Source organism: Neorhizobium lilium, from assembly GCF_004053875.1.
GTDB lineage: Bacteria > Pseudomonadota > Alphaproteobacteria > Rhizobiales > Rhizobiaceae > Neorhizobium > Neorhizobium lilii.
Map to the genome: position 1 here is coordinate 202,762 of NZ_SBIP01000002.1, position 20,362 is coordinate 223,123.

Annotated in this window: 17 protein-coding genes and 1 tRNA gene; 5 read left to right on the forward strand and 13 right to left on the reverse strand. The window is 59.4% G+C overall.

Going from position 1 to position 20,362, the window contains the following annotated elements; translation table 11 throughout:
• Window positions 1-21: 21 nt before the first annotated feature.
• From EPK99_RS07235 to EPK99_RS07245, 3 genes are all read right to left on the reverse strand, one after another.
• Window positions 22-3,204: an efflux RND transporter permease subunit gene (locus EPK99_RS07235; protein ID WP_128442383.1), complete on the reverse strand. Its 3,183-nt coding sequence runs from the start codon at window positions 3,202-3,204 to the stop codon at window positions 22-24.
• A 120-nt stretch (window positions 3,205-3,324) separates the two neighbouring features.
• Window positions 3,325-4,503: an efflux RND transporter periplasmic adaptor subunit gene (locus EPK99_RS07240; protein ID WP_128442384.1), complete on the reverse strand. Its 1,179-nt coding sequence runs from the start codon at window positions 4,501-4,503 to the stop codon at window positions 3,325-3,327.
• Between the two features lie 60 nt (window positions 4,504-4,563).
• Window positions 4,564-5,373 carry an alpha/beta hydrolase gene (locus EPK99_RS07245; RefSeq protein ID WP_128442385.1) on the reverse strand — a complete coding sequence of 270 codons (810 nt, stop codon included), beginning with the start codon at window positions 5,371-5,373 and terminating at the stop codon, window positions 4,564-4,566.
• A gap of 155 nt (window positions 5,374-5,528) precedes the next feature.
• On the opposite strand from EPK99_RS07245, the gene EPK99_RS07250 reads away from it, so the two are divergent.
• Window positions 5,529-6,464: a LysR family transcriptional regulator gene (locus tag EPK99_RS07250; protein WP_128442386.1), complete on the forward strand. Its 936-nt coding sequence runs from the start codon at window positions 5,529-5,531 to the stop codon at window positions 6,462-6,464.
• Between the two features lie 68 nt (window positions 6,465-6,532).
• On the opposite strand, the gene EPK99_RS07255 is transcribed toward EPK99_RS07250, so the two are convergent.
• The gene (locus EPK99_RS07255) at window positions 6,533-7,249 is read right to left on the reverse strand and encodes a BA14K family protein (RefSeq protein WP_128442387.1); all 717 of its coding nucleotides are present in this window, start codon (window positions 7,247-7,249) and stop codon (window positions 6,533-6,535) included.
• 226 nt (window positions 7,250-7,475) lie between these two features.
• Here EPK99_RS07255 and recX point away from each other — a divergent pair, with 226 nt between their 5' ends.
• Entirely contained in the window at window positions 7,476-8,036 is a 561-nt protein-coding gene (recX, locus tag EPK99_RS07260) for a recombination regulator RecX (RefSeq protein ID WP_128442388.1), read from the forward strand.
• Between the two features lie 101 nt (window positions 8,037-8,137).
• Here recX and EPK99_RS07265 read toward each other — a convergent pair.
• The 6 genes from EPK99_RS07265 to EPK99_RS07290 all read right to left on the reverse strand — a co-directional run bounded on the left by EPK99_RS07265 (window position 8,138) and on the right by EPK99_RS07290 (window position 13,902).
• Window positions 8,138-8,213: transfer RNA gene (locus EPK99_RS07265), tRNA-Lys, on the reverse strand.
• Window positions 8,214-8,396: 183 nt separating this feature from the next.
• Window positions 8,397-9,314 (reverse strand): PhzF family phenazine biosynthesis protein, encoded by a 918-nt coding sequence (locus EPK99_RS07270; RefSeq protein ID WP_128442389.1) that lies wholly within the window; start codon window positions 9,312-9,314, stop codon window positions 8,397-8,399.
• Between the two features lie 66 nt (window positions 9,315-9,380).
• Complete coding sequence (locus EPK99_RS07275; RefSeq protein ID WP_128442390.1) at window positions 9,381-10,130, reverse strand: NUDIX hydrolase; 750 nt, start codon at window positions 10,128-10,130, stop codon at window positions 9,381-9,383.
• Window positions 10,131-10,198: 68 nt separating this feature from the next.
• Entirely contained in the window at window positions 10,199-11,224 is a 1,026-nt protein-coding gene (locus EPK99_RS07280) for an ABC transporter ATP-binding protein (protein WP_128442391.1), read from the reverse strand.
• Window positions 11,212-12,906, reverse strand: coding sequence for an ABC transporter permease (locus EPK99_RS07285; RefSeq protein ID WP_128442392.1), 1,695 nt, complete (start codon window positions 12,904-12,906; stop codon window positions 11,212-11,214). Before EPK99_RS07285 ends, EPK99_RS07280 begins: the two co-directional genes overlap by 13 nt.
• 12 nt (window positions 12,907-12,918) lie before the next feature.
• On the reverse strand, window positions 12,919-13,902 hold the full coding sequence (locus EPK99_RS07290; RefSeq protein ID WP_128442393.1) for an ABC transporter substrate-binding protein: 984 nt from the start codon (window positions 13,900-13,902) through the stop codon (window positions 12,919-12,921).
• Window positions 13,903-14,133: 231 nt separating this feature from the next.
• Between EPK99_RS07290 and EPK99_RS07295 the strand changes: the two genes are divergently transcribed.
• Window positions 14,134-16,035, forward strand: coding sequence for a CASTOR/POLLUX-related putative ion channel (locus EPK99_RS07295; protein ID WP_128442394.1), 1,902 nt, complete (start codon window positions 14,134-14,136; stop codon window positions 16,033-16,035).
• A 90-nt stretch (window positions 16,036-16,125) separates the two neighbouring features.
• Here EPK99_RS07295 and EPK99_RS07300 read toward each other — a convergent pair whose 3' ends face one another.
• A complete protein-coding gene (locus EPK99_RS07300; RefSeq protein WP_128442395.1) occupies window positions 16,126-17,370 on the reverse strand; it encodes an aminotransferase-like domain-containing protein in 1,245 nt (414 codons plus the stop codon).
• Window positions 17,371-17,554: 184 nt separating this feature from the next.
• On the opposite strand from EPK99_RS07300, the gene EPK99_RS07305 reads away from it, so the two are divergent.
• Window positions 17,555-18,007 (forward strand): RbsD/FucU family protein, encoded by a 453-nt coding sequence (locus EPK99_RS07305; protein ID WP_128442396.1) that lies wholly within the window; start codon window positions 17,555-17,557, stop codon window positions 18,005-18,007.
• Between the two features lie 61 nt (window positions 18,008-18,068).
• On the opposite strand, the gene ilvC is transcribed toward EPK99_RS07305, so the two are convergent.
• Together ilvC and EPK99_RS07315 are read right to left on the reverse strand one after the other, a co-directional pair.
• Entirely contained in the window at window positions 18,069-19,088 is a 1,020-nt protein-coding gene (gene ilvC, locus EPK99_RS07310; protein ID WP_128442397.1) for a ketol-acid reductoisomerase, read from the reverse strand.
• 34 nt (window positions 19,089-19,122) lie between these two features.
• A complete protein-coding gene (locus EPK99_RS07315; RefSeq protein WP_128442398.1) occupies window positions 19,123-19,779 on the reverse strand; it encodes a TetR/AcrR family transcriptional regulator C-terminal domain-containing protein in 657 nt (218 codons plus the stop codon).
• A 355-nt stretch (window positions 19,780-20,134) separates the two neighbouring features.
• Between EPK99_RS07315 and EPK99_RS07320 the strand changes: the two genes are divergently transcribed.
• Entirely contained in the window at window positions 20,135-20,344 is a 210-nt protein-coding gene (locus tag EPK99_RS07320; RefSeq protein ID WP_128442399.1) for a hypothetical protein, read from the forward strand.
• The last annotated feature ends 18 nt before the right edge of the window (window positions 20,345-20,362 follow it).

The following is a 20,362-nucleotide window of genomic DNA, read 5'->3' on the forward strand; positions in this document are numbered from 1 at the left end:
CCGCCCGGCCTGGAGGCCAGCTTACTCCGCTGGAGAGAGAGCGGGCGCCGCCTCCGAACCGTGCTGCCGCAACGGGCGGTTTCCGGTAAGCAGACGTGCCAGCACGTAAAAGACCGGCGTCATGAAGATGCCGAAGAAGGTGACGCCGATCATCCCGGAGAAGACGGCGACGCCCATTGCAGCACGCATTTCCGCACCTGCGCCTGTGGACAGGACCAGCGGCACGACGCCCATGATGAAGGCCATGGAGGTCATCAAGATCGGCCGGAGACGCAGGCGGCTGGATTCGATCGCAGCCTGAACCGGGGTTCGACCATCGAATTCGAGCTCTCGAGCGAACTCCACGATCAGGATGGCGTTCTTCGCGGATAGACCGACCAGCACCACCAGACCGATCTGGGTGAAGATGTTGTTGTCACCCCCTGTCAGCCAGACACCCGTCAGTGCCGCAAGCACGCCCATCGGTACGATCATGATGATCGCAATCGGCAGGGTCAGGCTTTCATACTGTGCGGCGAGCACCAGGAAAACCAGGAGCAAGGCCAGCGGGAAGACGACGACGCTGGAATTGCCGGCGAGGATCTGCTGGTAGGTCAGGTCCGTCCACTCGAACTCGATGCCGGGCGGCAGCGTTTCGTGGAGGATCTTCTCGATCGCAGCCTGGGCCTGGCCCGACGAGAATCCAGGAGCCGGACTACCGTTGATGTCGGCAGCCAGGAAGCCGTTATAGCGGTTGGTGCGCTCGGGGCCGGCGGATGTATCGACCTTCAGGAGGGCCGACAGCGGAATCATCTGTCCCGACGCGGACCGAACTTTCAGCCGCCCGATATCTTCCGGCTCGGCGCGGAACTTGGCATCAGCCTGGACCCGGACGCTGTAAGTTCGGCCGAAGGCGTTGAAGTCGTTCACGTAGAGCGAGCCGAGATAGATCTGCAGCGTCTGGAAGACGTCGGTAACGGAGACGCCTAGCTGCTCCGCCTTGGAACGGTCAATATCGGCAAAGAGCTGCGGTACGTTCACCTGGAAGCTGGAGAAGATGCCGGCCAGTTCCGGTGTCTGATAGGCCTTTCCGATCACCGCCTTGGCGGCCTCGTCCAACGCCTGATTGCCAAGCCCTGCCCGGTCCTCGATCTGCAGCTTGAAGCCGCCCGTGGTGCCGAGACCGTTGACCGGCGGCGGCGGGAACATGGCAATGAAGGCATCCTGGATCACGCCGAACTTCTGGTTCAGCGCGAGCGCGATCGCTCCGCCGGATAGATCGGGCGTCTTGCGCTCCTCGAAATCCTTCAACGTCACGAAGACGATGCCGGCATTGGAAGAGTTGGTGAAGCCGTTGATGGACAGGCCCGGAAAGGCGATGGCGTTGGCGACGCCCGGCTGGGCAAGCGCAATATTGGTCATGCGCTTGATCACGTCTTCTGTCCGGTCGAGGCTGGCTGCATCCGGCAGCTGGGCAAACCCGATCAGATACTGCTTGTCCTGCGAGGGCACGAAGCCTCCGGGAACGATCGAGAACAGATGGTAGGTTGCGCCAACCAGCACCAGATACAGCACCATGACGATGCTCTTGCGCGACAACAGCCCGCCGACGCCCTTGCCGTAGTAGCGGGAGCCCGTCCCGAAGGCGCGGTTGAATCCGCGGAAGAACCAGCCGAAGATCGCATCCATGAAGCGCGTCAGCCAATCTTTCTTGGCATGATGGTCCTTCAGGAGAAGAGCCGCCAGTGCCGGCGAAAGCGTCAGTGAGTTCAAGGCCGAGATGACGGTAGAGATGGCGATCGTCAGCGCGAACTGCCGGTAGAACTGGCCGGACAGGCCTGAGATGAAGGCGAGCGGCACGAAGACGGCGACCAGCACCAGAGCGATCGCGACGATCGGGCCGGACACTTCCCGCATAGCCTTGTAGGTCGCATCCCGCGGCGACAGGCCGCTCTCGATATTGCGCTCCACATTTTCCACTACCACGATCGCGTCGTCCACGACGATACCGATCGCCAGCACGAGCCCGAACAGGCTGAGCGCGTTGATGGAGAAGCCGAAGACATACATGACGGCAAACGTGCCGATGATGGACACCGGAACCGCGATCAACGGGATGATCGAGGCGCGCCAGGTCTGAAGGAAGATGATGACGACAAGCACCACAAGCGCGATTGCTTCCAGCAGTGTGTCGATGACCTTTTCGATCGACGAGCGCACGAACTTCGTCGTGTCGTAGACGATATCGTACTTTATGCCCGACGGCATGGCGAGCTGCAGATCGTCCATGGTGGCGCGCACGTTATCGGCGATCTCGATTGCATTCGAACCGGGTGCCTGGAGAACCGCGATTGCAACAGCCGGCTTGCCGTCCAGCAGCGACCGTAGCGTATAGTCGGCCGCGCCGAGTTCGATGCGGGCGACGTCGCGAAGTCTGGTGATCTCGCCATTGCTCCCGGCCTTGACGATGATGTTGCCGAATTCCTCAGGCGTCCGCAGCCGCCCTTGCGCGTTCACGTTGAGCTGCAGTTCGACGCCTGGCCGGCTCGGCGACGCACCGATGATCCCTGCGGCCGCCTGAACGTTCTGCGAGCTGATCGCACTGCTGATGTCGCTGGCAGCAAGGTTATGCTCAGCCGCCTTCTGCGGATCTACCCAGATGCGCATGGAATAGTCGCCGGCCCCGAACACTTGCACCTGGCCGACCCCCTCAAGGCGAGCGAGCCGGTCCTTGATGTTCAAGGTCGCGTAATTGCGCAGATAGGTGATGTCAGAATTTCCGTCCGTGGAGACGAGGTTCACGACCATGATGAAGTCGGGTGAGCTCTTGACCGTAGTAATGCCCAGCGCGCGCACTTCCGCCGGCAGGCGCGGTTCGGCCTGACTGACGCGGTTCTGTACGAGCTGCTGCGCCTTGTCCGGGTCGGTGCCAAGCTTGAAAGTGACAGTCACATTGAGGGCGCCGTCGGACGTGGCCTGGCTTGCCATATAGAGCATGCCTTCAACGCCGTTGATCTGCTCTTCGAGCGGCGTCGCGACGGTCTCGGCAATAACGGTCGGGTTCGCACCGGGATAGGTGGCCCGCACGACGATCGACGGCGGCACGACCTCGGGATATTCCGAGATCGGCAGCGACCGCAGGCCGATCAAGCCCGCCACGACGATGAGAACTGAAAGCACACCGGCAAACACTGGCCGGTCGATGAAAAATCGGGAAAAATTCATGTCAAAACCCTCTCTCCAGGGATGAACAAGACATGCGTCTCGCCAGACCCGCAGTACGACGACTGCGGGCAGCGAGAAGGCTTTCTGTTCTTGCCGGCTTCTTTGGCCGGCGAATGGAATTTACTTGTTGGCGACCTTGGCTTCGTCCTGCGGTGCAACGACGGCACCTGGCCGGATGCGCTGCAGGCCATTGACGACGATCCGATCACCGCTGTTAAGACCCTTTTCCACCACACGCATGCCGTCAATGGCAGACCCTAGCTGCACCTGCCGGTAGGACACCTTGTTTTCGGCATCGACCACGACCACGAACTTCTTGTCCTGGTCGGTGCCGACGGCTTTCTCGCTGATGACAACCCGTTCCACCTGCTTGGGCTGCCCCATGCGAACACGAACGAACTGGCCAGGGATCAGTTTTCCGCCCGGATTGTCAAAGACCGCCCGAACCCTGATCGTGCCGCTCGCTGCATTCACTTCATTGTCCACCAACTGAAGTTTGCCACGAATGGCTTCCTCGCCTGCAAGCGTCGTCACTTCGACCGGAACCTGGTCCAAAGCTGGCAGGCCGTCGTCGGCCGGCACTTCTGCCAGTATCCGTGTGACGAATTCTTCGCTGACATCGAAGCTGGCATAGATCGGATCGACCGATACGAGCGTCGTCAGCGATACCGAAGTCGAGCCTGCGGCCACAAGATTGCCAACTGTAACTTCGATGCGGCCGACGCGGCCGGAGATCGGTGCCCGGATCTGCGTATAATCGAGGTTAAGCTGCGCCACCTTGAGGGCAGCCTTAGCCGACTGAAGCCCGGCAAGTGCCTCGGCCGATGTGCTCTGCCGCTGAGCGAAATCGCTCTGGGCGATCGTGTTCTTGGAAAACAGCGTTCGGCCACGCTCGAGCTCCGTATTGGCGAGATCGAGCTTCGCCTCTGCCGACGCCACTTGGCCTTCGGCTTCTGCAACAGCTGCCTTGTAAGGCTCCGGATCGATGGTCACCAAAAGGTCGCCGGACTTGACCAACCCGCCTTCCCTGAAATGCACCGACTGGATGGCGCCCGCAACGCGCGGACGGATCTGCACCCGATCCACCGCCTCCAGCCGGCCTGAAAATTCCTGCCAGGTGGTGATCTTGCGCGGCTCCACTGTTGCAACCGTCACGGGAACGGCCGGCGGCGGGGCGCTGGCTGTTGCTGGTGCAGCTGTCGCGCCGTTCGGCAGATCAAAATAAAGGGACGCTCCTGCAATCATTGCAGCAGTTCCTATTCCAGTGCCCAACAGGGCCCAGCTCTTCAACTTCGACATGGCTTCTATCTCCGGGTGACGATATGAGATCGCTCACCAACTTCATGTACTTACAATAACTTAGGCACTTAAATCGCGGACAAAGCCGTTGAACTCGTCACATAGTCCTGACAGCCATGGACCCCCATCCTGTCCGCCTTTGCTCCGGTAAATTCCCGTCCAGCCTTGGCCGGAGGGGAAAACCTTCTGACGCACCTGAACGCCTGCCCCGCTCAAACGCTTCGCGTAATTCACACCCTCATCCCGTAGGGGATCATCTTCCGATGTCACCACCAGGGCCGGCGCGACACCCGAAAGCCTCGAACAGAGGCAAGGGGCCGCATAAGGATGCTGGGAATCAAAAAATGATCCCAGGTAGTGGCTCCAGCCGTCCGACCAGCGCTGGCGCATGCCAATCTCATCCGCCTTGCGAAAGGACTCCGAGGTCATCATCGGGTCGATCATCGGTGACAGGAGAACCTGCCCATCCAATTCGCCCGGCATGCGGTCACGCGCCTTCAGCGCAACGCCCGCCGCCACATTTCCACCTGCCTCGTCGCCCGCCACGATCAGCAGAGATTTCGAGCTGCCGAATTGCTTGCGCCGGCTGCTTAGGCAGTCGAGAGCCTGAAAGGCGCATTCCATTGCCTTCGGAAAGACATTGGACGATACGCTGCTATAGTCGGCTTCCAGGACGACGGCGCCCGTATCGGCCAGCGCCTTGGCAACACAACGCTCACTGGACTGTCGCTCCTCTTCGAGAAAAGCGCCTCCTCTCAGGTAAAGGACCAGCGCCGGCACTTTGCAGCGCTTCGTTCCCTCGTAGATCCGCATTGGGACTGGCGGCTTGGCAGAGCGGCCGAATTCGACATTTTCCCATTGAGCGGACATTGGCATTCCTGTTGGCAACCTCTGTCACAGCGACAGCGCTTGCCCTTTCTGACGTCTAATATTATTATTCGAGGAACAGGCTACTAGCCATCTGCATTCGACAACACTGTTCGGCATTTACGGATAATTGTGCAGCGCACGAAAAGGCGATCGATATGGACCAGCTTTCCGCAATGCGTGCCTTCGTACGGGTTGTCGAGACCGGCAATTTCACGCGGGCGGCCGCCAGTCTCAACATTCCCAAGACCACCATCACCAACATGGTGCAGGCGCTCGAAGCGCATCTCAACACGACGCTGCTCAACCGCACCACACGCCGGGTCATGGTGACCACTGACGGTGCACTTTACTACGAGCGGGCCATGCAGATTCTTGGCGATGTAGACGAGCTGGACAGTAGTATCTCCAACTCCCAGTTACAGCCTAAGGGCCGGTTGAGGGTGGAAATGTCCGGCGCTTTCGCCGATCTCGTGGTCATACCGGCGCTATGCGACTTCTACAAACGCTATCCGCAGATCCGCCTCGATATCGGTGTCGGCGACAGGCTGGTCGATTACATCGCCGAAAATGTCGATTGCGCATTGCGTGCAGGCACGCCCAAGGACCAATCGCTGATCGCTCGCAAGGTAGGCGAGCTTCCCATCGCGACCTATGCCTCACCCATCTACATCGAAAACTTCGGCATTCCCGTCCATCCTCGCGACCTCGAGAGCGATCACTTCTCGGTCGGCTACCTGACAGCCCAGGCGGGGCGGGTCATGTCTATGGATTTTTGCAAGGGTGACGAAACTATTGAAGTGAACCCACGATATATCGTCTCCGTCAACGACGCACGTTCCTATGTCAACGCAGCAGTTTCAGGCATGGGCGTCGCAACGACGGCACGCTTCATGGCCAAGGATGCTCTTGCAAGGGGCGAACTGGTCGAAATCCTTGATAGTTGGACCTGCGACCCCCTTCCCCTCTACATCGTCTATCCGCAGACGCGCCACATGAGCAACAAGGTGCGCGTTTTCGTGGATTGGCTGGTCAAGCTTGTCCAGTCGCTGCGCACCACCGAGCAAGTGGAATTGCTGCGCAAAGTCGGTTGATTGGATCTGGATCGAAGCGTTCCAACGATTGGGAACTCAAGCGATGTAGCGGCTTCGCTCTTGCCGGCTCAGCCAAACGGCGACTGGCAGTTTCGGCGCGGACCGCCATCCAAAGGCTGGTAGCTGTTGTCTTCCACGCGGTAGGACCGATAACGCCCCTGGCACCACTCCGCATGGTTTGGCTGTCCGCTTGCCTGGATATCCCGCGCTGCGCCGGCGCTTGCTGGCACGCTGACCAAATCCGCCGAAGCCATCGTCTGCTCCTGCTGAGGTTCAGCATTCGTGGACGCGTTGGAAACGCTCTGCGCCACGCTGCTTCCGGGTTCTTCGCATTGGCGGCGAGAACCTCCGCTGAATGGCTGGTACGTATTGTCTTCGACCCGATAGGAACGGTAACGGGCAAAGCACCAATCGGCGTGGGCTGGGTCGATCTTCGTGCCAGGCTGCGAAGCCGCCGCGTCGTCCCCCTCGACACCGGTATTGGCTGCACTGGTCACGGTATTGTCCACAAGCGACGCCGTGTGAACGTTGCCATTTGCATTTCGCGGCTCAGGCAGATCCGAAGCAGGGATCGAAGCGATGATGGGCAGGCTCGGAAGCCGTTCATAGGTCTGTTTTGCTCCATCCACCTTTACCGGCCTCGAGGTCCAGAGGTCAGGCGTGTCGATATGCGCAAATTTGTGAGGCTCGGGTTCGGCAATCATGTTTGCCGTTATATAGACGCCACCCAGAAATATAGCGACGACGACCACAAGGCTCCCAAGGAGCAGCATAAACGCCTTCACGATCAACCTCCGTTTCCGATTGCGGTTCAGAATGCGGGTAGGAGCGAAGGGTTCCCTGTTGCAGCGCAAAACGTGAATGTGTGGCAAATGCGGTTCACAGGCTTGTCCTCACCGCCCACAACAAAGCACGACCTGCGGTCCTTAGCGCCTCCCGCTCCAGCTTCAGATGCCAACCAAGACGTGCTAGGCATCGCCTACTGACGGCAACTGAACGGGAGAGAAAAGGCTGGGACAGGAGACCGAACCAAAGACGACAGATGCGCCGACGACGCGCATGTTCTCCTGGTCGCGGAACTCCGCCATCTACCGCCTGGGGCGGCGGATGCACACGGAAAAACAGCTATATGACGCTATTGCGCGCAAGGCTCGGGAAAAGTTTGAGGACATTTCCCCGGCGCAGATCCAGGCCCTGGCCGAATACGCCGTGAAGTTCGCCTACGATAACGGTGCCTTGAACGACACTGCATTTGCCGAGATCAGCACAAGAAGCGGAATGCGAGGCGGGCGGTCGAAGCGCGCCATCGCCCAGAAACTATCGCAAAAAGGTATTGCTTCAGAGACCGTGGCGGACGCAGTTGCGGAGGCGGACGATCTCTATGCGGCGATCGTTCTGGCCCGCAAGCGCGCCTTCGGCCCATTCCGCAAGGTCGATCTGGACGACAAGCGCAAGGCGAAGGAATTGTCGGCCTTCGCCCGAGGCGGCTTCAGCTTCGAAGTCGGGAAGAAGGTCTTCCAGATGTCTATGGAAGAGGCGGAGGAAGCACTCGAAGCCGCGAAACCAACGTGATTCGCGCTTATAAAGATTATTGCTTGGCTCTGAGAGCCTGATCGGTGAACCCGCCATAGACACCGTCGCCGCGGAAATAATCTCTTATTTTTTGGAGAATTTGGTGGGTGATGTAGGGCTCGAACCTACGACCCGCTGATTAAGAGTCAGCTGCTCTACCAACTGAGCTAATCACCCGAAGACCGGCGGCAGAAGCAGTGCTCGTCGCCGGTGAGGGGCCGTATAAAGGGGAAGTTCTGGCTTGTCCAGCGGCTCCGGAAATTTTCTTTGGTTAATCGATGAAATGACTTTGAGGCCACGGGAAGCCTGTCGCACCCTGCCCGGCCCTTGCCTCAAGCCTCCTCTTTGAAGCGGCGTCTGTCAGATTTCAATCGTACCTTCCGCAATCTTGATCGCCTGTCCGCCGATTCGCGCACGGGAAATTCCGTCGTCGCGCACGTCGAGATGCAGGTGAATCGCAGAGGGCCTGCCCATCTCCACGCCTTGTTCGATCAGGATCGGATGATGCCCGTCCGGTAGAGCATCGAAATGATGAATGGCTCCGGAAAGTGCAGCGACTGCAGCCCCTGTCGCCGGATCCTCCGCAATGCCCATTTCGGGCGAGAACATTCGTGCATGAAACTTCGCCTGATGATGTACACCGCCGCGGCAGTAGACATAGGCGGAGGCGAGCCCTCCTTCCACAAATGGCGCTGCCTGCTCCCAAAGTGCCGCGTCGAACTGGACGCTCTGTACTGCGGCTAGGTTGCGCAGTGGGATCATCAGGAAGGGTACGCCAGCGCTCCACACGGAGGCGACGTGGTTCTCGAAGCCGATATCGCTCGACTTGACGCTGAGAGCATTGGCAATTCGTTGCTTGTCGACCTGCAGATCCGTCCGAGAAGGCCGGCGCGGCAGGTCGAACTCTGCAAATCCAACCTCACCCTTGCGCAGCCGCACCGCGCAGCGGATGGGGCCTACGCCTTCCTCGAGAACGCAGACGAGATCCACCTCATCAGCAGCGGGACCGCGATCGAGTTCAGCCAGTGCCACCGCCGTGCCAACGGTCGGATGCCCGGCAAAGGGCAGTTCCTTGGCGGGGGTGAAGATGCGCAGCCGAGCCGCATGGGCTGCATTCTCGCTCTTCTGGACGAACACCGTCTCGGAAAGGTTCATCTCCCGCGCAACCGCCTGCATGGTCTCCGGATCGAGTCCGTCTCCATCCAGGATCACGGCAAGCGGATTGCCCGATAACTTGCGGTCTGTGAAAACGTCATAGATGCGATAGCGGCGTGACAATGATCACTCTCCTCTTGGCGGTCTCCGACGCAACCTGCCCGACCGTGACGCGCCGTGCAACCCTCTTCAGCCGTGTGCGTCGCGCCTGCCGAAATACCAGTCAAGCACCGGCAGCATGCCGACATTGTAGGGATTGGCTTGCGGATCGGCGGAGCGAATGACGACCGGGCCGGCGATTTCCTTATCCTCCGCCACCTGCATATGAGCTTCGATCCGAGTGCAGATTTCCTCTGCCGTCAGGTCGAATCGATAGACACGAAACAGCGTAACTGCCCGCCGAAAATGCGCCACGTGGTAGCCAGCTTCCACCTGCGTGTCTTGGAGATCGAGCCCCGTCTCTTCCAGCACCTCGCGGCGCATATTGTGGTTCGGGTCACAGAAGCCGCCGATCACATCTTCCGGCTCAAAAGAACCGCAGGCAAAATAGACCATGCCGGCATTGGCCGTATGGCTTCCCATCCGGATGGCGATCAGCGCGCCGTCAGAGGTTTCGAGCACAGGATAAGCGTAGATATGCACGCCGCCGCGCCTTTCGGCCTGCTTGCGCCACCACAAGAAGGTCGAAAAGGAGATCTCGTACCCTTCGCTGAAAAGGCGCCCTTCGTTCAGGCCGAGGCGCGCCTGCAGCAGCATGCGTCCGTTGAACAAGGCCGGATTGGCCTCCACCTCCTGGGTCCAGTTCTCCGCAATGGCATCGCGTTCGGCCAGATAAAACGGGTGGTCGCCTGCCAAGAGCCTGATTTCCACATCGTCGATATCGAAGACCGTCTGCTCCGGCGGCCAATGGAAAAACTCTTCAGAAAGTCGGACTGCCATGCTTTTCCAATCGATGTGACGCGCTCCCGCCGTTTGGAAGCAACCCTAGCCGCCGGCATCCTGTCTGGCTACAGCCGCCAGCCGGAATGGATCATGACGGGTACGGCCTCACCTACCCTTACCGGCAAACGGCTGAACGCCCGCAGCGCCTGCCCATCCGGCAAGCTCAGCTTCAGTGAATACCGTTCGCCCTCGAAAAGCGCCGAGACGACCTTCGCCGTCTCGCCGCCCTCGGCAATGGCCACATCCTGGGGCCGGACAAGCACGTCGATAGAAGGTCCGCCGCTGGTCTTCAACAGCCGCTGCATTGTCTCACGATCGAGCAGGCGAACATCACCGCCCGGTGACGGAAGCGAAAGGATGGCGCCCTGCCCTATCAGCGATCCGACCAGTCGCCCCTCCGGCCGCGCATAGATTTCCTCCGGTGTCGCCACCTGCAGCAGCTTTCCCTCCGACATGACCGCTACATCCGTGGCAAGCGCCATGGCTTCCGCCTGATCATGGGTCACGTAGATCATGGTCGCACCGGATCGCGCATGGAAGTCGCGGAAGGTCTCCTCCATCTCCTGCCGCAAATGCCGGTCGAGATTGGCAAGCGGTTCGTCCAGAAGCACCACGGCGGGATCCGTCACAAGGCAACGCGCCAGCGCCACGCGCTGCCTTTGCCCGCCCGAAAGATCGGCCGGTCGCCGGTCGGCATAGGCTTCGAGCCGCACCGCAGCAAGCGCGTCGGACACGCGTCTGCGCCTGTCATCCGACGAGATTTTTCGCACTTTTAATGGATAGCCAACATTCTCTGCCACGCTCATATGCGGCCAGAGCGCATAGGACTGGAACACCATGGCCATGTTCCGGTGCTCGGGTGCTACCATGGTCATGTCGTTAGCCAAAGGCCGATCACCGAGACGGATCGCGCCACCGCTCGGCTGCTCGAAACCGGCGATCATCCGCAGCACCGTCGTCTTGCCGCAGCCGGAAGGTCCTAGCAGCGCAAGGAAACCGCCTTCGCGCACCGTCAGCGACACATCGTCCACGGCAGCACGCTGCGTCCCACCGAAGTGCTTGGAAAGCTTGTCGAGAATCAGCTGCGCCATGGCACTACTCCCTTGGGCAACCTCTTTGCCATGGCCTCGAGCAGCAGCATCATGGCAATGACCATGATGACGACCAGGACGGAAAGCGCCGAAGCAAGGTTGAAGCTGCCGCTGTCGTCCAGATTGTAGATGGCAACCCCCAACGTCTGCGTGCCGGCAGACCATAGAAGCGCCGAGACGGTCAGCTCGTTGCACGCGATCAGGAAGACCAGGATGACAGAGGCACCCGCAGCCGGTGCCACCAGCGGAACCAGAATATCTGTCATCCTCCGGCCAAAACCTGCACCGGACAATCGTGCCGCTTCTTCCAGAGACGGATCGACCTGCCGGAACGCACTAGTCACCGGCTTGAGGCTGACTGCAAGGAAGCTGGACAGGTAGGCGAGCAGGATGATCCAGATCGTCCCGTAGATGGAAATGCCGAGAACGGGAATGGGTGCGGCAAAGAGAAGGATGAAGGCGACCGCCAGCACGACGCCGGGCAGCGCGTAGGGTATTTCCGCCAAAGCCGCGATCAGCCCGGCAAAGCGGCTGCCCCCGCGCACCAGGAAATAGCCGACAAGCACCGAGATCAGCAACAGACCCAAAGCGGTTGCGAGCGACAGCCCGATCGAGTTGACGAAGGCGGTACGCGTCACCGCCTGCCGAAACAGGATTTCCTGATAGGCATGCAGCGTCGCGGTGGACGGTGTCAGCGGCACGCCATAGGCAGGCGCAAGCGAACTTGCGACCAGCGCCGTCAACGGCAGGATGAGAATGACGACGATTATCAGCCACAACAGCAGCTCGGCCATGATGCGCCATCGCCCCAGCCGGAAGACGGCAATCTGTCCCGAAAGCCCGATGACCCGGTAATCGCGTCCGCGCAGGGCCCGGCTTTCCACCAGAAGGCCCAGCACCGAAAGGAGTCCGATCAGCGCCGACAGCACGGAGATGTCGGCAAAGGTGCCTGCATCGAAGGCGGCAAATTTGGCGTAGATCAGCGTCGGCAGGGTATAGATCGACGCGGGGATGCCGAGGATGGCCGGAATGCCGAAATTGCCGACACAGGACACGAATGCAATGGCAGCACCCGCCGCAAATCCGGGCAATGAGAGGGGCAGGATGATGTCCTTCAAAACCTGAAGCGACGAAGCCCCGGCAAGCCGTGCGGCCTCAACGCCGTCGCGGGGGAGCGCCAGCAATCCGGCTCGCAATGAAAGATAGACCAGCGCGGCATTCTGGACGCCGAACAGAAAGGCGATGCCGCTAATCGAATAGAGCGGCTGAGGGCTGCCGAGTGGCGGCGCAAGCCCGATCGCCTTCAGAAGCACGCTAGACGGTCCCATCATGCCGATCCAGGAGAGCGCCGTCACCTGCGGCGGGATCATCGTCGGCAGCATGAACAGGAAGCCGAGCATGCTCTTGCCGCGGATGTCGAACAATGTCAGCAGAAGAGCAAACCCGCCCCCCAGCACTACCGCCACGATCATGCCGAAGAACGACGTGACCACAGTATTGTAGACCGGCTGCCACAAGCCCGGATCGGTGAGGATGCCCCGTGCGCCGCCGTTCAGCGCCGACACGACGCCGGTTGCCGCCAGCCGCCCGAGCGGCAGGACGCTGAGGATAACAATGGCAATGACCACGAAGGGAAACAGCCAGCGCGGCTGGCTGCTTCCTATGTTGCGAAACAGGCTCATTCTTGCACTTCTTCAGCCCTTGACGGCGAAGATGTCCGAGAAGGTCTTCACGTCGCCGGGTGCATTCTTGAGCGCTTCGGGCGCATTGATCGGCAGAAGCTTGATCTTGTCGCGCGAAGGGAAGCCGGCAGGAACGCCCATACCGTTGCGGGCCGGAATGTAGCCAAGCTTGAGGAAACCCTCCTGGCCCTTTTCGGACAATACGTAGTCGATGAATTTCCTGGCGGCATCAGCATGTTTGGTCGAAGCCAGGATGGCGGCGGGCTCAGTCACCGCTGAAACACCTTCTTCGGGGAAGACGAACTCGATCGGTGCGCCCTTGGCCTTTTCGCGGATCGGCATGTAGTCCACGACGACGCCATAGGCCTTCTCGCCTGACGCGACCGACTTCAGCACCGCGCCATTGCCGCCGGCGGCGATTGCGCCATTTGCCTTAAGCTCCTTGTAGTAGTCCCAGCCAAGGCCTGAGACGGCGGCGAGCGTCTGCGCATGAATGAGCGCTGCACCGGAGGCGAGCGGGCTCGGCATAGTGATGAGGCCCTTGGCTTCAGGCTTGGCGAGATCCTTCCAGCTCTGCGGCTTCATGGAAGCCTGCGTATTGTACATGATGCCGGTGGTGATCAGCTTGGTCGAATAATAGTAGCCATCCGCATCGTAGAGCGTCTTGTCGTAATTGGCGGCTTCTGGCGATTTGTAGGCCATCAGCTGACCTGCCTGCTTCATCCGCTCCAGCGTCACCGTGTCGGCGATCAGCAGCACATCGGCGGCCGGACTGCCGGCCGCAATTTCTGCATTGAGCTTCGCCATGATCTGTGGCGTCCCGTCCCGTACCCACTGTACATCGACGCCCGGATTGGCAGCCTTGAACCCATCGACGGTTGCCTGCGCATCCTCATTTGGCTGGCTGGTATAGAGAACGAGGTCGGCGCTATAGGCGGCACCGGCGGTGAAGCCAAGCGTGACGAGCGCGGTGAAAGCGGCAAGAAGGTTCTTCATCGGAGGTCCTCGGGCTTTGATCAGACGGGACCTAAAGCACTCCTGCTTGACAGCCATGTGACAATCACAGCGGGTCACAACCGCAGATGTGCGAGCCTTCCCTCGGCTGTTCGAGGAATTTACTTTAACAATACTTTTCCGGGCCTCTGCTCCTCATGGGCTGGAGCATTGATTGTATTAGCCTGTGAATCCTGTCATGGCCTCAACGGGGATATATTACGGGGTATTGATATGAAGAGCCGCGAAGACTTGGCTGCGCGCCTGCGTTACGAGTTCGACAAGAGCATGGCCGGCGGCGCCATCGCCTTGATCGGATGGCTGGCGTTGATCTCCCTCGTCGTCATCGTCTGCGCAGGCCTGATCCTCGCCTTTACTGGCATTGCCCCCGAGGGAAAAGAGCCGCTCGGCTTCATCGAAGGCGCTTGGGAATCGCTGATGCGCACCATGGATGCCGGTACGATCGGCGGCGACGAGGGCTGGAGCTTCCGCGGCGTATCCTTTGTGGTCACGATGGCCGGCGTCTTCGTCTTCTCCGCCCTGATCGGGGTCATATCCTCGGGCCTTGAGGAAAAGCTCGGCCAACTGCGAAAAGGCCGCTCCCTCGTTCTGGAAAATGAACACACGATCATCCTCAACTGGTCGCCCTCGATCTTCGACGTCATTTCCGAGCTGATTATCGCCAACCAGAGTCGCCGCAGGCCACGTATCGTCATCATGGCGAACAAGGACAAGGTGGAGATGGAAGACGAGATCGCCGCCAAGGTCGGCGATCGCAAGAATACCAAGATCATCTGCCGCAGCGGCGATCCGACTGATCTTTACGATCTTTCCATCGTCAACCCGCAGACCAGCCGCTCGATCATCGTTCTGTCGCCGGAAGGGGAGGATGCCGATTCTCAGGTCATCAAGACGGTGCTGGCACTGGTCAACGATCCGCACCGCCGAGCTGAAAAGTACATGATCGCAGCGGAAATCCGCGAAGCAAGCAATGCGGACGTCGCCAGAATCGTCGGCGGGGATGAAATGCAGCTCGTTCTGGCCGATGACCTCATTGCACGCATCGTCGTGCATACCAGCCGGCAGTCGGGCTTGAGCGCCGTTTATTCCGAACTTCTGGATTTCGATGGCTGCGAAATCTACACGATCGACCAACCCGACATAGTCGGAAAGTCTTTCGGCAATGCCGTGCTCGCTTACGAGAACAGCACGCTGATCGGCCTTCGCGACGAGAGCGGCGCGATCAATCTCAATCCCAATCCTAACAGAGTGATCCTAGCCAGCGACCAGGCCGTGATCATTTCCGAGGACGATGACTCGATAAAAACATGGTCGGGCGACATGGGCATCGACAAAAACATGATCCGCCCGATCGTCAAGCGCTCCAAGTCTGCCGAGCGAACCCTGATCCTCGGCTGGAATCGCCGCGGCCCCATCATCGTCTCCGAACTCGCGCGCTATGTCGCGCCTGGATCCCGCTTGACGATCGCCGCCAGCACGCCGGACTTCGAGAACGACGTCGCTTCCCTGACGCTCGATCCGCTCAACCTCACGGTGGAGCATCACGTCATCGACACCAGCAGCCGCCCGGCGCTCGATGCGCTTGATGTTCCTTCCTACGACCACGTCCTGGTTCTCGGCTATAGCGACAGCATGTCGGCGCAATCGGCCGATACGCGCACGCTCATCACCCTCCTCCAGCTTCGCAAGATCGGTGAAACGGCAGCCAGGCACATCAGCGTCGTCAGCGAGATGATCGACGTGCGAAATCGCGAACTGGCGGAAGTTACCCGCGCCGAAGACTTCGTGGTCAGCAACAAGCTGGTCAGCTTGATGCTCGCACAGGCCTCCGAGAACGCGTCCATGGCGGCCATCTTTGACGAACTGCTGGATGAAGCCGGCTCGGAAATCTACATGCGGCCGATCAGCGATTACGTCGATGTCAGCAAACCAGTGAATTTCTTCACCGTGGCGCTGTCGGCCCTACGGCGTGGAGAAATTGCGCTGGGCTACCGGCGCCAGCGTTCAAACGATACCGATCATCGAAACCTCGGTGGCGTCGTCGTCAACCCACCGCGAGCAGATCTGGTAGCCTATGCCGAGAGCGACATGGTGATCGTGCTCGCTCAAGACTGAGCATCACAAAGGCCTACCCACCCTGCCCGAACGTCAAAAGCCCGCTCACAAGCGGGCTTTTCCGTATTCGATATGAAATCCGAGAGCCGGTCAGATGATCGGCAGTGTCGGATGTTCGCCGACAGAGGCACCGGCGACAAGCCGACCGAGGCGCTTGATTCCTTCGTCGATCATCTGGTCGTTCGTGCAGGAGAAGCTGATACGCAGCGTGTTGTGATTGCTGCCATCGGCGAAAAAGGCCTTGCCGGGCACGAAGGCAACCTTTTCGGTTGCTAGCGACTTGGCCAGCAATTCCGCGCCGTCCATGCCTTCCGGCAGCGTCACCCAGATGAACATGCCGCCTTCGGGCCTCGTCCAGGTCGCAGTCTTCGGCATGTATTTTTGCAGCGCGGCCAGCATGGCGTCGCGGCGTCCGCTATAGACCTTGCGGATCTTTGCGACCTGATCGTCGAAGCCGCGCGAGGCAACGTGTTCAATGGCCATCTGGTTGATCGTGGAGGAATGCAGGTCGGCAGCCTGCTTCAGCAGCACCAGCTTGCGGATAACAGGCATGGCGGCGATAACGAAGCCGACGCGCAGGCCCGGTGCCAGCGTTTTCGAGAAGCTGCCGCTGTAGATGGTGCGGGTATTCTCTATGCCGCCGCTGCGGGAGATGTCGAGCGCCATGATCGGCGGAACGGCCTCACCGTCGAACCTCAGATGCTGGTAGGCCGCATCCTCCAAGATGGCTATATCCATCTCGTCGGCCAGCGCCAGAAGGCGCTCACGCGCCTCCAGATCTATCGTCTCGCCGGTTGGGTTGGAAAAGTCTGCCGAGAGATAGGCGAACTTGACACTGCCGCCGTTCTTAGCGGCAGTTTCGCGATAGGAGGCCGGCGTACGGTTGCCGTTCAGCGAAAACTGATCATAGGAGGGCTCGTAAGCATTGAACGCCGACAAGGCGCCGAGATAAGTGGGCCAGGTCACCAGCGCCGTATCGGACGGCGACAGGAACAGCTTGCCGAGATAATCCAATGCCTGCTGCGAGCCTGATGTGATGAAGACGTTTTCGGCCGTGCACTCGATGCCGATCCTGGCGACCTCGCCAACGATCCAGTCGCGCAGCGGCTTGTAGCCTTCACTCACCGAATACTGGAGGGCCGAGCCCACCTGACTACCGGAGAAGATGTCATTATAGGCGGCCTTGAAAGCTTCGTCCGGAAACAGCGCGGGATCAGGGATACCGCCCGCGAACGAAATGATGTCCGGCTGCTCCAGAAGCTTCAGCAGCTCGCGAATCTCGGATGCGCGCATGCGGCTTGAGCGGGTCGCGAATATATGTTCCCAATCCAGCATCGGAATGTTTCCTCATATTACAATTTTGTTTCACTGGCTTTACAGAAGTTTCGAAAGGTCAGCAATACTGACTTATCGTTCGACTGAAATTTTTCCTGAGCTAATGCGTTTTACGGCTACTTGATGAGGCTGTTCGTGATAGCCGATGATCATCAGCCGTCATCAGAATTCGAGGAAGAAGAGCATGCTGAAGAATATAGACCCTGCGCTTAATGCCGATGTCCTGTACGCCCTGCGGGCCATGGGCCATGGGGACACGCTCGCGATCGTGGACACGAACTTCCCGGCCGATTCGGTGGCTCGCCACACAGTGCTAGGGGAGCTACTGCGGATCGACAACCTATCCGCGACCCGCGCCATGCAGGCAATTCTATCCGTCTTCCCGCTCGACACGCCCCTGCAGCCCTCCGTCGGTCGCATGGAAGTCATGGAGGAGCCGGACACGATCACAGACGTCCAGCACGAGGTGCAGGCCACGATCGATGCGGCTGAAGGCAGATCCGCCCGCATGTACGGGATCGAGCGTTTTGCCTTCTACGAAAAGGCCAAGCAGGCCTATTGCGTCATCGCCACAGGCGAGACCCGCTTCTACGGATGCTTCCTGCTGACCAAGGGCGTGATCCCGCCAAACGCCTGATTTTGTCAACCGATCCGCGCAAGCGCAAGCCTGCGCGGATTATTCCTGAACTCCAAAACGCTTAGTTGACGCTCTTGTCGACCAGCTTGTTCTTGCCGATCCAGGGCATCATGCCGCGCAGCTTGGCGCCGACTTCCTCGATCTGATGGTTGTCATTCATGCGGCGGATACCCTTGAAGCGCGATGCGCCAGCACGGTATTCCTGCATCCAGTCGGAGGTGAACTTGCCGGTCTGGATATCGGTCAGGACGCGCTTCATTTCGGCCTTGGTTTCGGCGGTGATGATGCGCGGGCCGGAGACGTATTCGCCCCATTCCGCCGTGTTGGAGATCGAGTAATTCATGTTGGCGATACCGCCTTCATAGATCAGGTCAACGATCAGCTTCACTTCGTGCAGGCACTCGAAATAAGCCATTTCAGGCGCATAGCCGGCTTCCGTCAGGGTTTCGAAACCAGCGCGGATCAGTTCAACCAGACCGCCGCAGAGAACGACCTGCTCACCGAAGAGATCGGTTTCGCATTCTTCGCGGAAATTGGTTTCGATGATGCCGGAACGGCCGCCGCCAACGCCGCAGGCGTAGGAGAGAGCGAGTTCAAGTGCATTGCCGGATGCGTTCTGATGAACGGCCACCAGGCACGGTACGCCGCCGCCCTTCTGGTATTCACCGCGAACCGTATGACCCGGGCCCTTCGGCGCGATCATGACGATATCTACCGATGCCTTCGGCTCGATCAGGCCGAAATGAATGTTAAGACCATGTGCAAAAGCGATCGCAGCGCCATCACGGATATTGTCGGCGATGTCGGCCTTCCAGATGTCGGCCTGAAGTTCGTCAGGTGTCGCCATCATCATCAGGTCAGCCCATTTGGCGGCTTCGGCAACCGTCATGACCTTGAAGCCGTCGGCCTCGGCCTTCTTGATCGTCTGCGAACCGGCCTTCAGGCCGATCACGACGTTATTGGCACCCGAATCCTTCAGGTTCAGCGCATGAGCGCGGCCCTGGGACCCATAACCGATGATAGCGACATTCTTCGCTTTGATAAGATTGAGGTCGGCATCCCGATCGTAATAGACGCGCATTATTATTCCTTCCCTTCGACTATCGATGTGGTTGTTATCGTCCAGCGGTGGCCGAGCCGTTGCCGCTATCTCGTTGTGCGCCATGGAGCGTCAAAAACGCCTCCACGGCCCGTTTTGCCTGAACGGCATTGTCTTTCAGAGCCGGCTCGCCCAGCAGCATGCGCACATGCAAATCCGAAACGATCAGGCCGTAAAGCGTATGATAGGCTTGGTCTGCATCATTGAAACGAAGCAGCCCTACCCGTTTTCCCGCATCGATCAGCGCCTTTGCGCGGCGGTCGATCTGCCGGCGGCCATGCTCTACCAGAAGCCGGCCGAGCTTCGAACCATCGCGGCTAGACTGCCCGATCGCCAGGCGATTGAGCGCTAGCGATACATCCCCCGAAAGGACCTCCAAAAGATCCCGCGCAAAGACTTCCAGATGATCCCGCAGCAATTCCGCCGTCAGCCGTTCCCCGGAGCGCTCGACAGTGCGGACTTTACTCTGCTGGAAGGAGATCATCGCAGCCAAGAGGCCGTCGCGGTCGCCGAACCATTTGTAGAGGCTTTCTTTCGAGCAACTGGCCGCCCGAGCCAGCCCTGCTGTCGTCAAAGCCTTGTCGCCACCTTCCACGAGAAGTCGCAGGGCCTCGGCCAGAACGGCGCTCTGGCGCGGCGAAAAATCTCCTGATTGAGCAGACTGACTGGACACGATGAACCCTCTAGTACCGTACGGTACGGTTCTCTTTTACGTCGCCCGATATTGCTCGTCAAGATGTTTTGCCCTTTTCAGGTCGTTTTGCTGCAGCGCACTCACGGAAGGGTGATAGTACGTCGCAAAATATTCACAATAGCTCTGAAAGTAGTTTTGATTTTAGCCTTAAACTGCTGATATTAATAATTTTTCTTAAATTTCAAGTGGACGCTTTACTGCATGTAAAATCAATCGAGCCGTCGTCAGTCCTAATTACCCGCCTTGTTCTGTGGTGCGGCGCACACCAAATAACAGGCATCGAACCAAATAGTTCGATCAAATAAAGTGCATCTATTTTGATTTGGAGATCATCATGAAAACGATCATTCTTGCAGCAGCGGCAGCCGTCGCGCTTAGCGCCTCTGTAGCATCCGCTGCTCCGCGCAAGCAGGCGCGAGAAGAACAGTCTCCGCAGGTCACTGCCCATGAGCAGACAAGTTCGAAGCAGGACTCCGGCAGCGACGACTTCTGGGGCAAGAAGAGCACCTACAAGCCGCACTGGCGCAACCACTACACCAACTGATAATTAAAGATGGGCCGT

What these genes read in the sequence shown, in the direction of transcription:
- EPK99_RS07275 (WP_128442390.1), bottom strand. Translation starts at nt 10,130, where the DNA reads ATGGCAGTCCGACTTTCTGAAGAGTTTTTCCATTGGCCGCCGGAGCAG.
- EPK99_RS07235 (WP_128442383.1), bottom strand. Translation starts at nt 3,204, where the DNA reads ATGAATTTTTCCCGATTTTTCATCGACCGGCCAGTGTTTGCCGGTGTG.
- ilvC (WP_128442397.1), bottom strand. Translation starts at nt 19,088, where the DNA reads ATGCGCGTCTATTACGATCGGGATGCCGACCTCAATCTTATCAAAGCG.
- EPK99_RS07250 (WP_128442386.1), top strand. Translation starts at nt 5,529, where the DNA reads ATGGACCAGCTTTCCGCAATGCGTGCCTTCGTACGGGTTGTCGAGACC.
- EPK99_RS07300 (WP_128442395.1), bottom strand. Translation starts at nt 17,370, where the DNA reads ATGCTGGATTGGGAACATATATTCGCGACCCGCTCAAGCCGCATGCGC.
- EPK99_RS07295 (WP_128442394.1), top strand. Translation starts at nt 14,134, where the DNA reads ATGAAGAGCCGCGAAGACTTGGCTGCGCGCCTGCGTTACGAGTTCGAC.
- EPK99_RS07240 (WP_128442384.1), bottom strand. Translation starts at nt 4,503, where the DNA reads ATGTCGAAGTTGAAGAGCTGGGCCCTGTTGGGCACTGGAATAGGAACT.
- EPK99_RS07305 (WP_128442396.1), top strand. Translation starts at nt 17,555, where the DNA reads ATGCTGAAGAATATAGACCCTGCGCTTAATGCCGATGTCCTGTACGCC.
- EPK99_RS07280 (WP_128442391.1), bottom strand. Translation starts at nt 11,224, where the DNA reads ATGGCGCAGCTGATTCTCGACAAGCTTTCCAAGCACTTCGGTGGGACG.
- EPK99_RS07290 (WP_128442393.1), bottom strand. Translation starts at nt 13,902, where the DNA reads ATGAAGAACCTTCTTGCCGCTTTCACCGCGCTCGTCACGCTTGGCTTC.
- EPK99_RS07245 (WP_128442385.1), bottom strand. Translation starts at nt 5,373, where the DNA reads ATGTCCGCTCAATGGGAAAATGTCGAATTCGGCCGCTCTGCCAAGCCG.
- EPK99_RS07320 (WP_128442399.1), top strand. Translation starts at nt 20,135, where the DNA reads ATGAAAACGATCATTCTTGCAGCAGCGGCAGCCGTCGCGCTTAGCGCC.
- EPK99_RS07285 (WP_128442392.1), bottom strand. Translation starts at nt 12,906, where the DNA reads ATGAGCCTGTTTCGCAACATAGGAAGCAGCCAGCCGCGCTGGCTGTTT.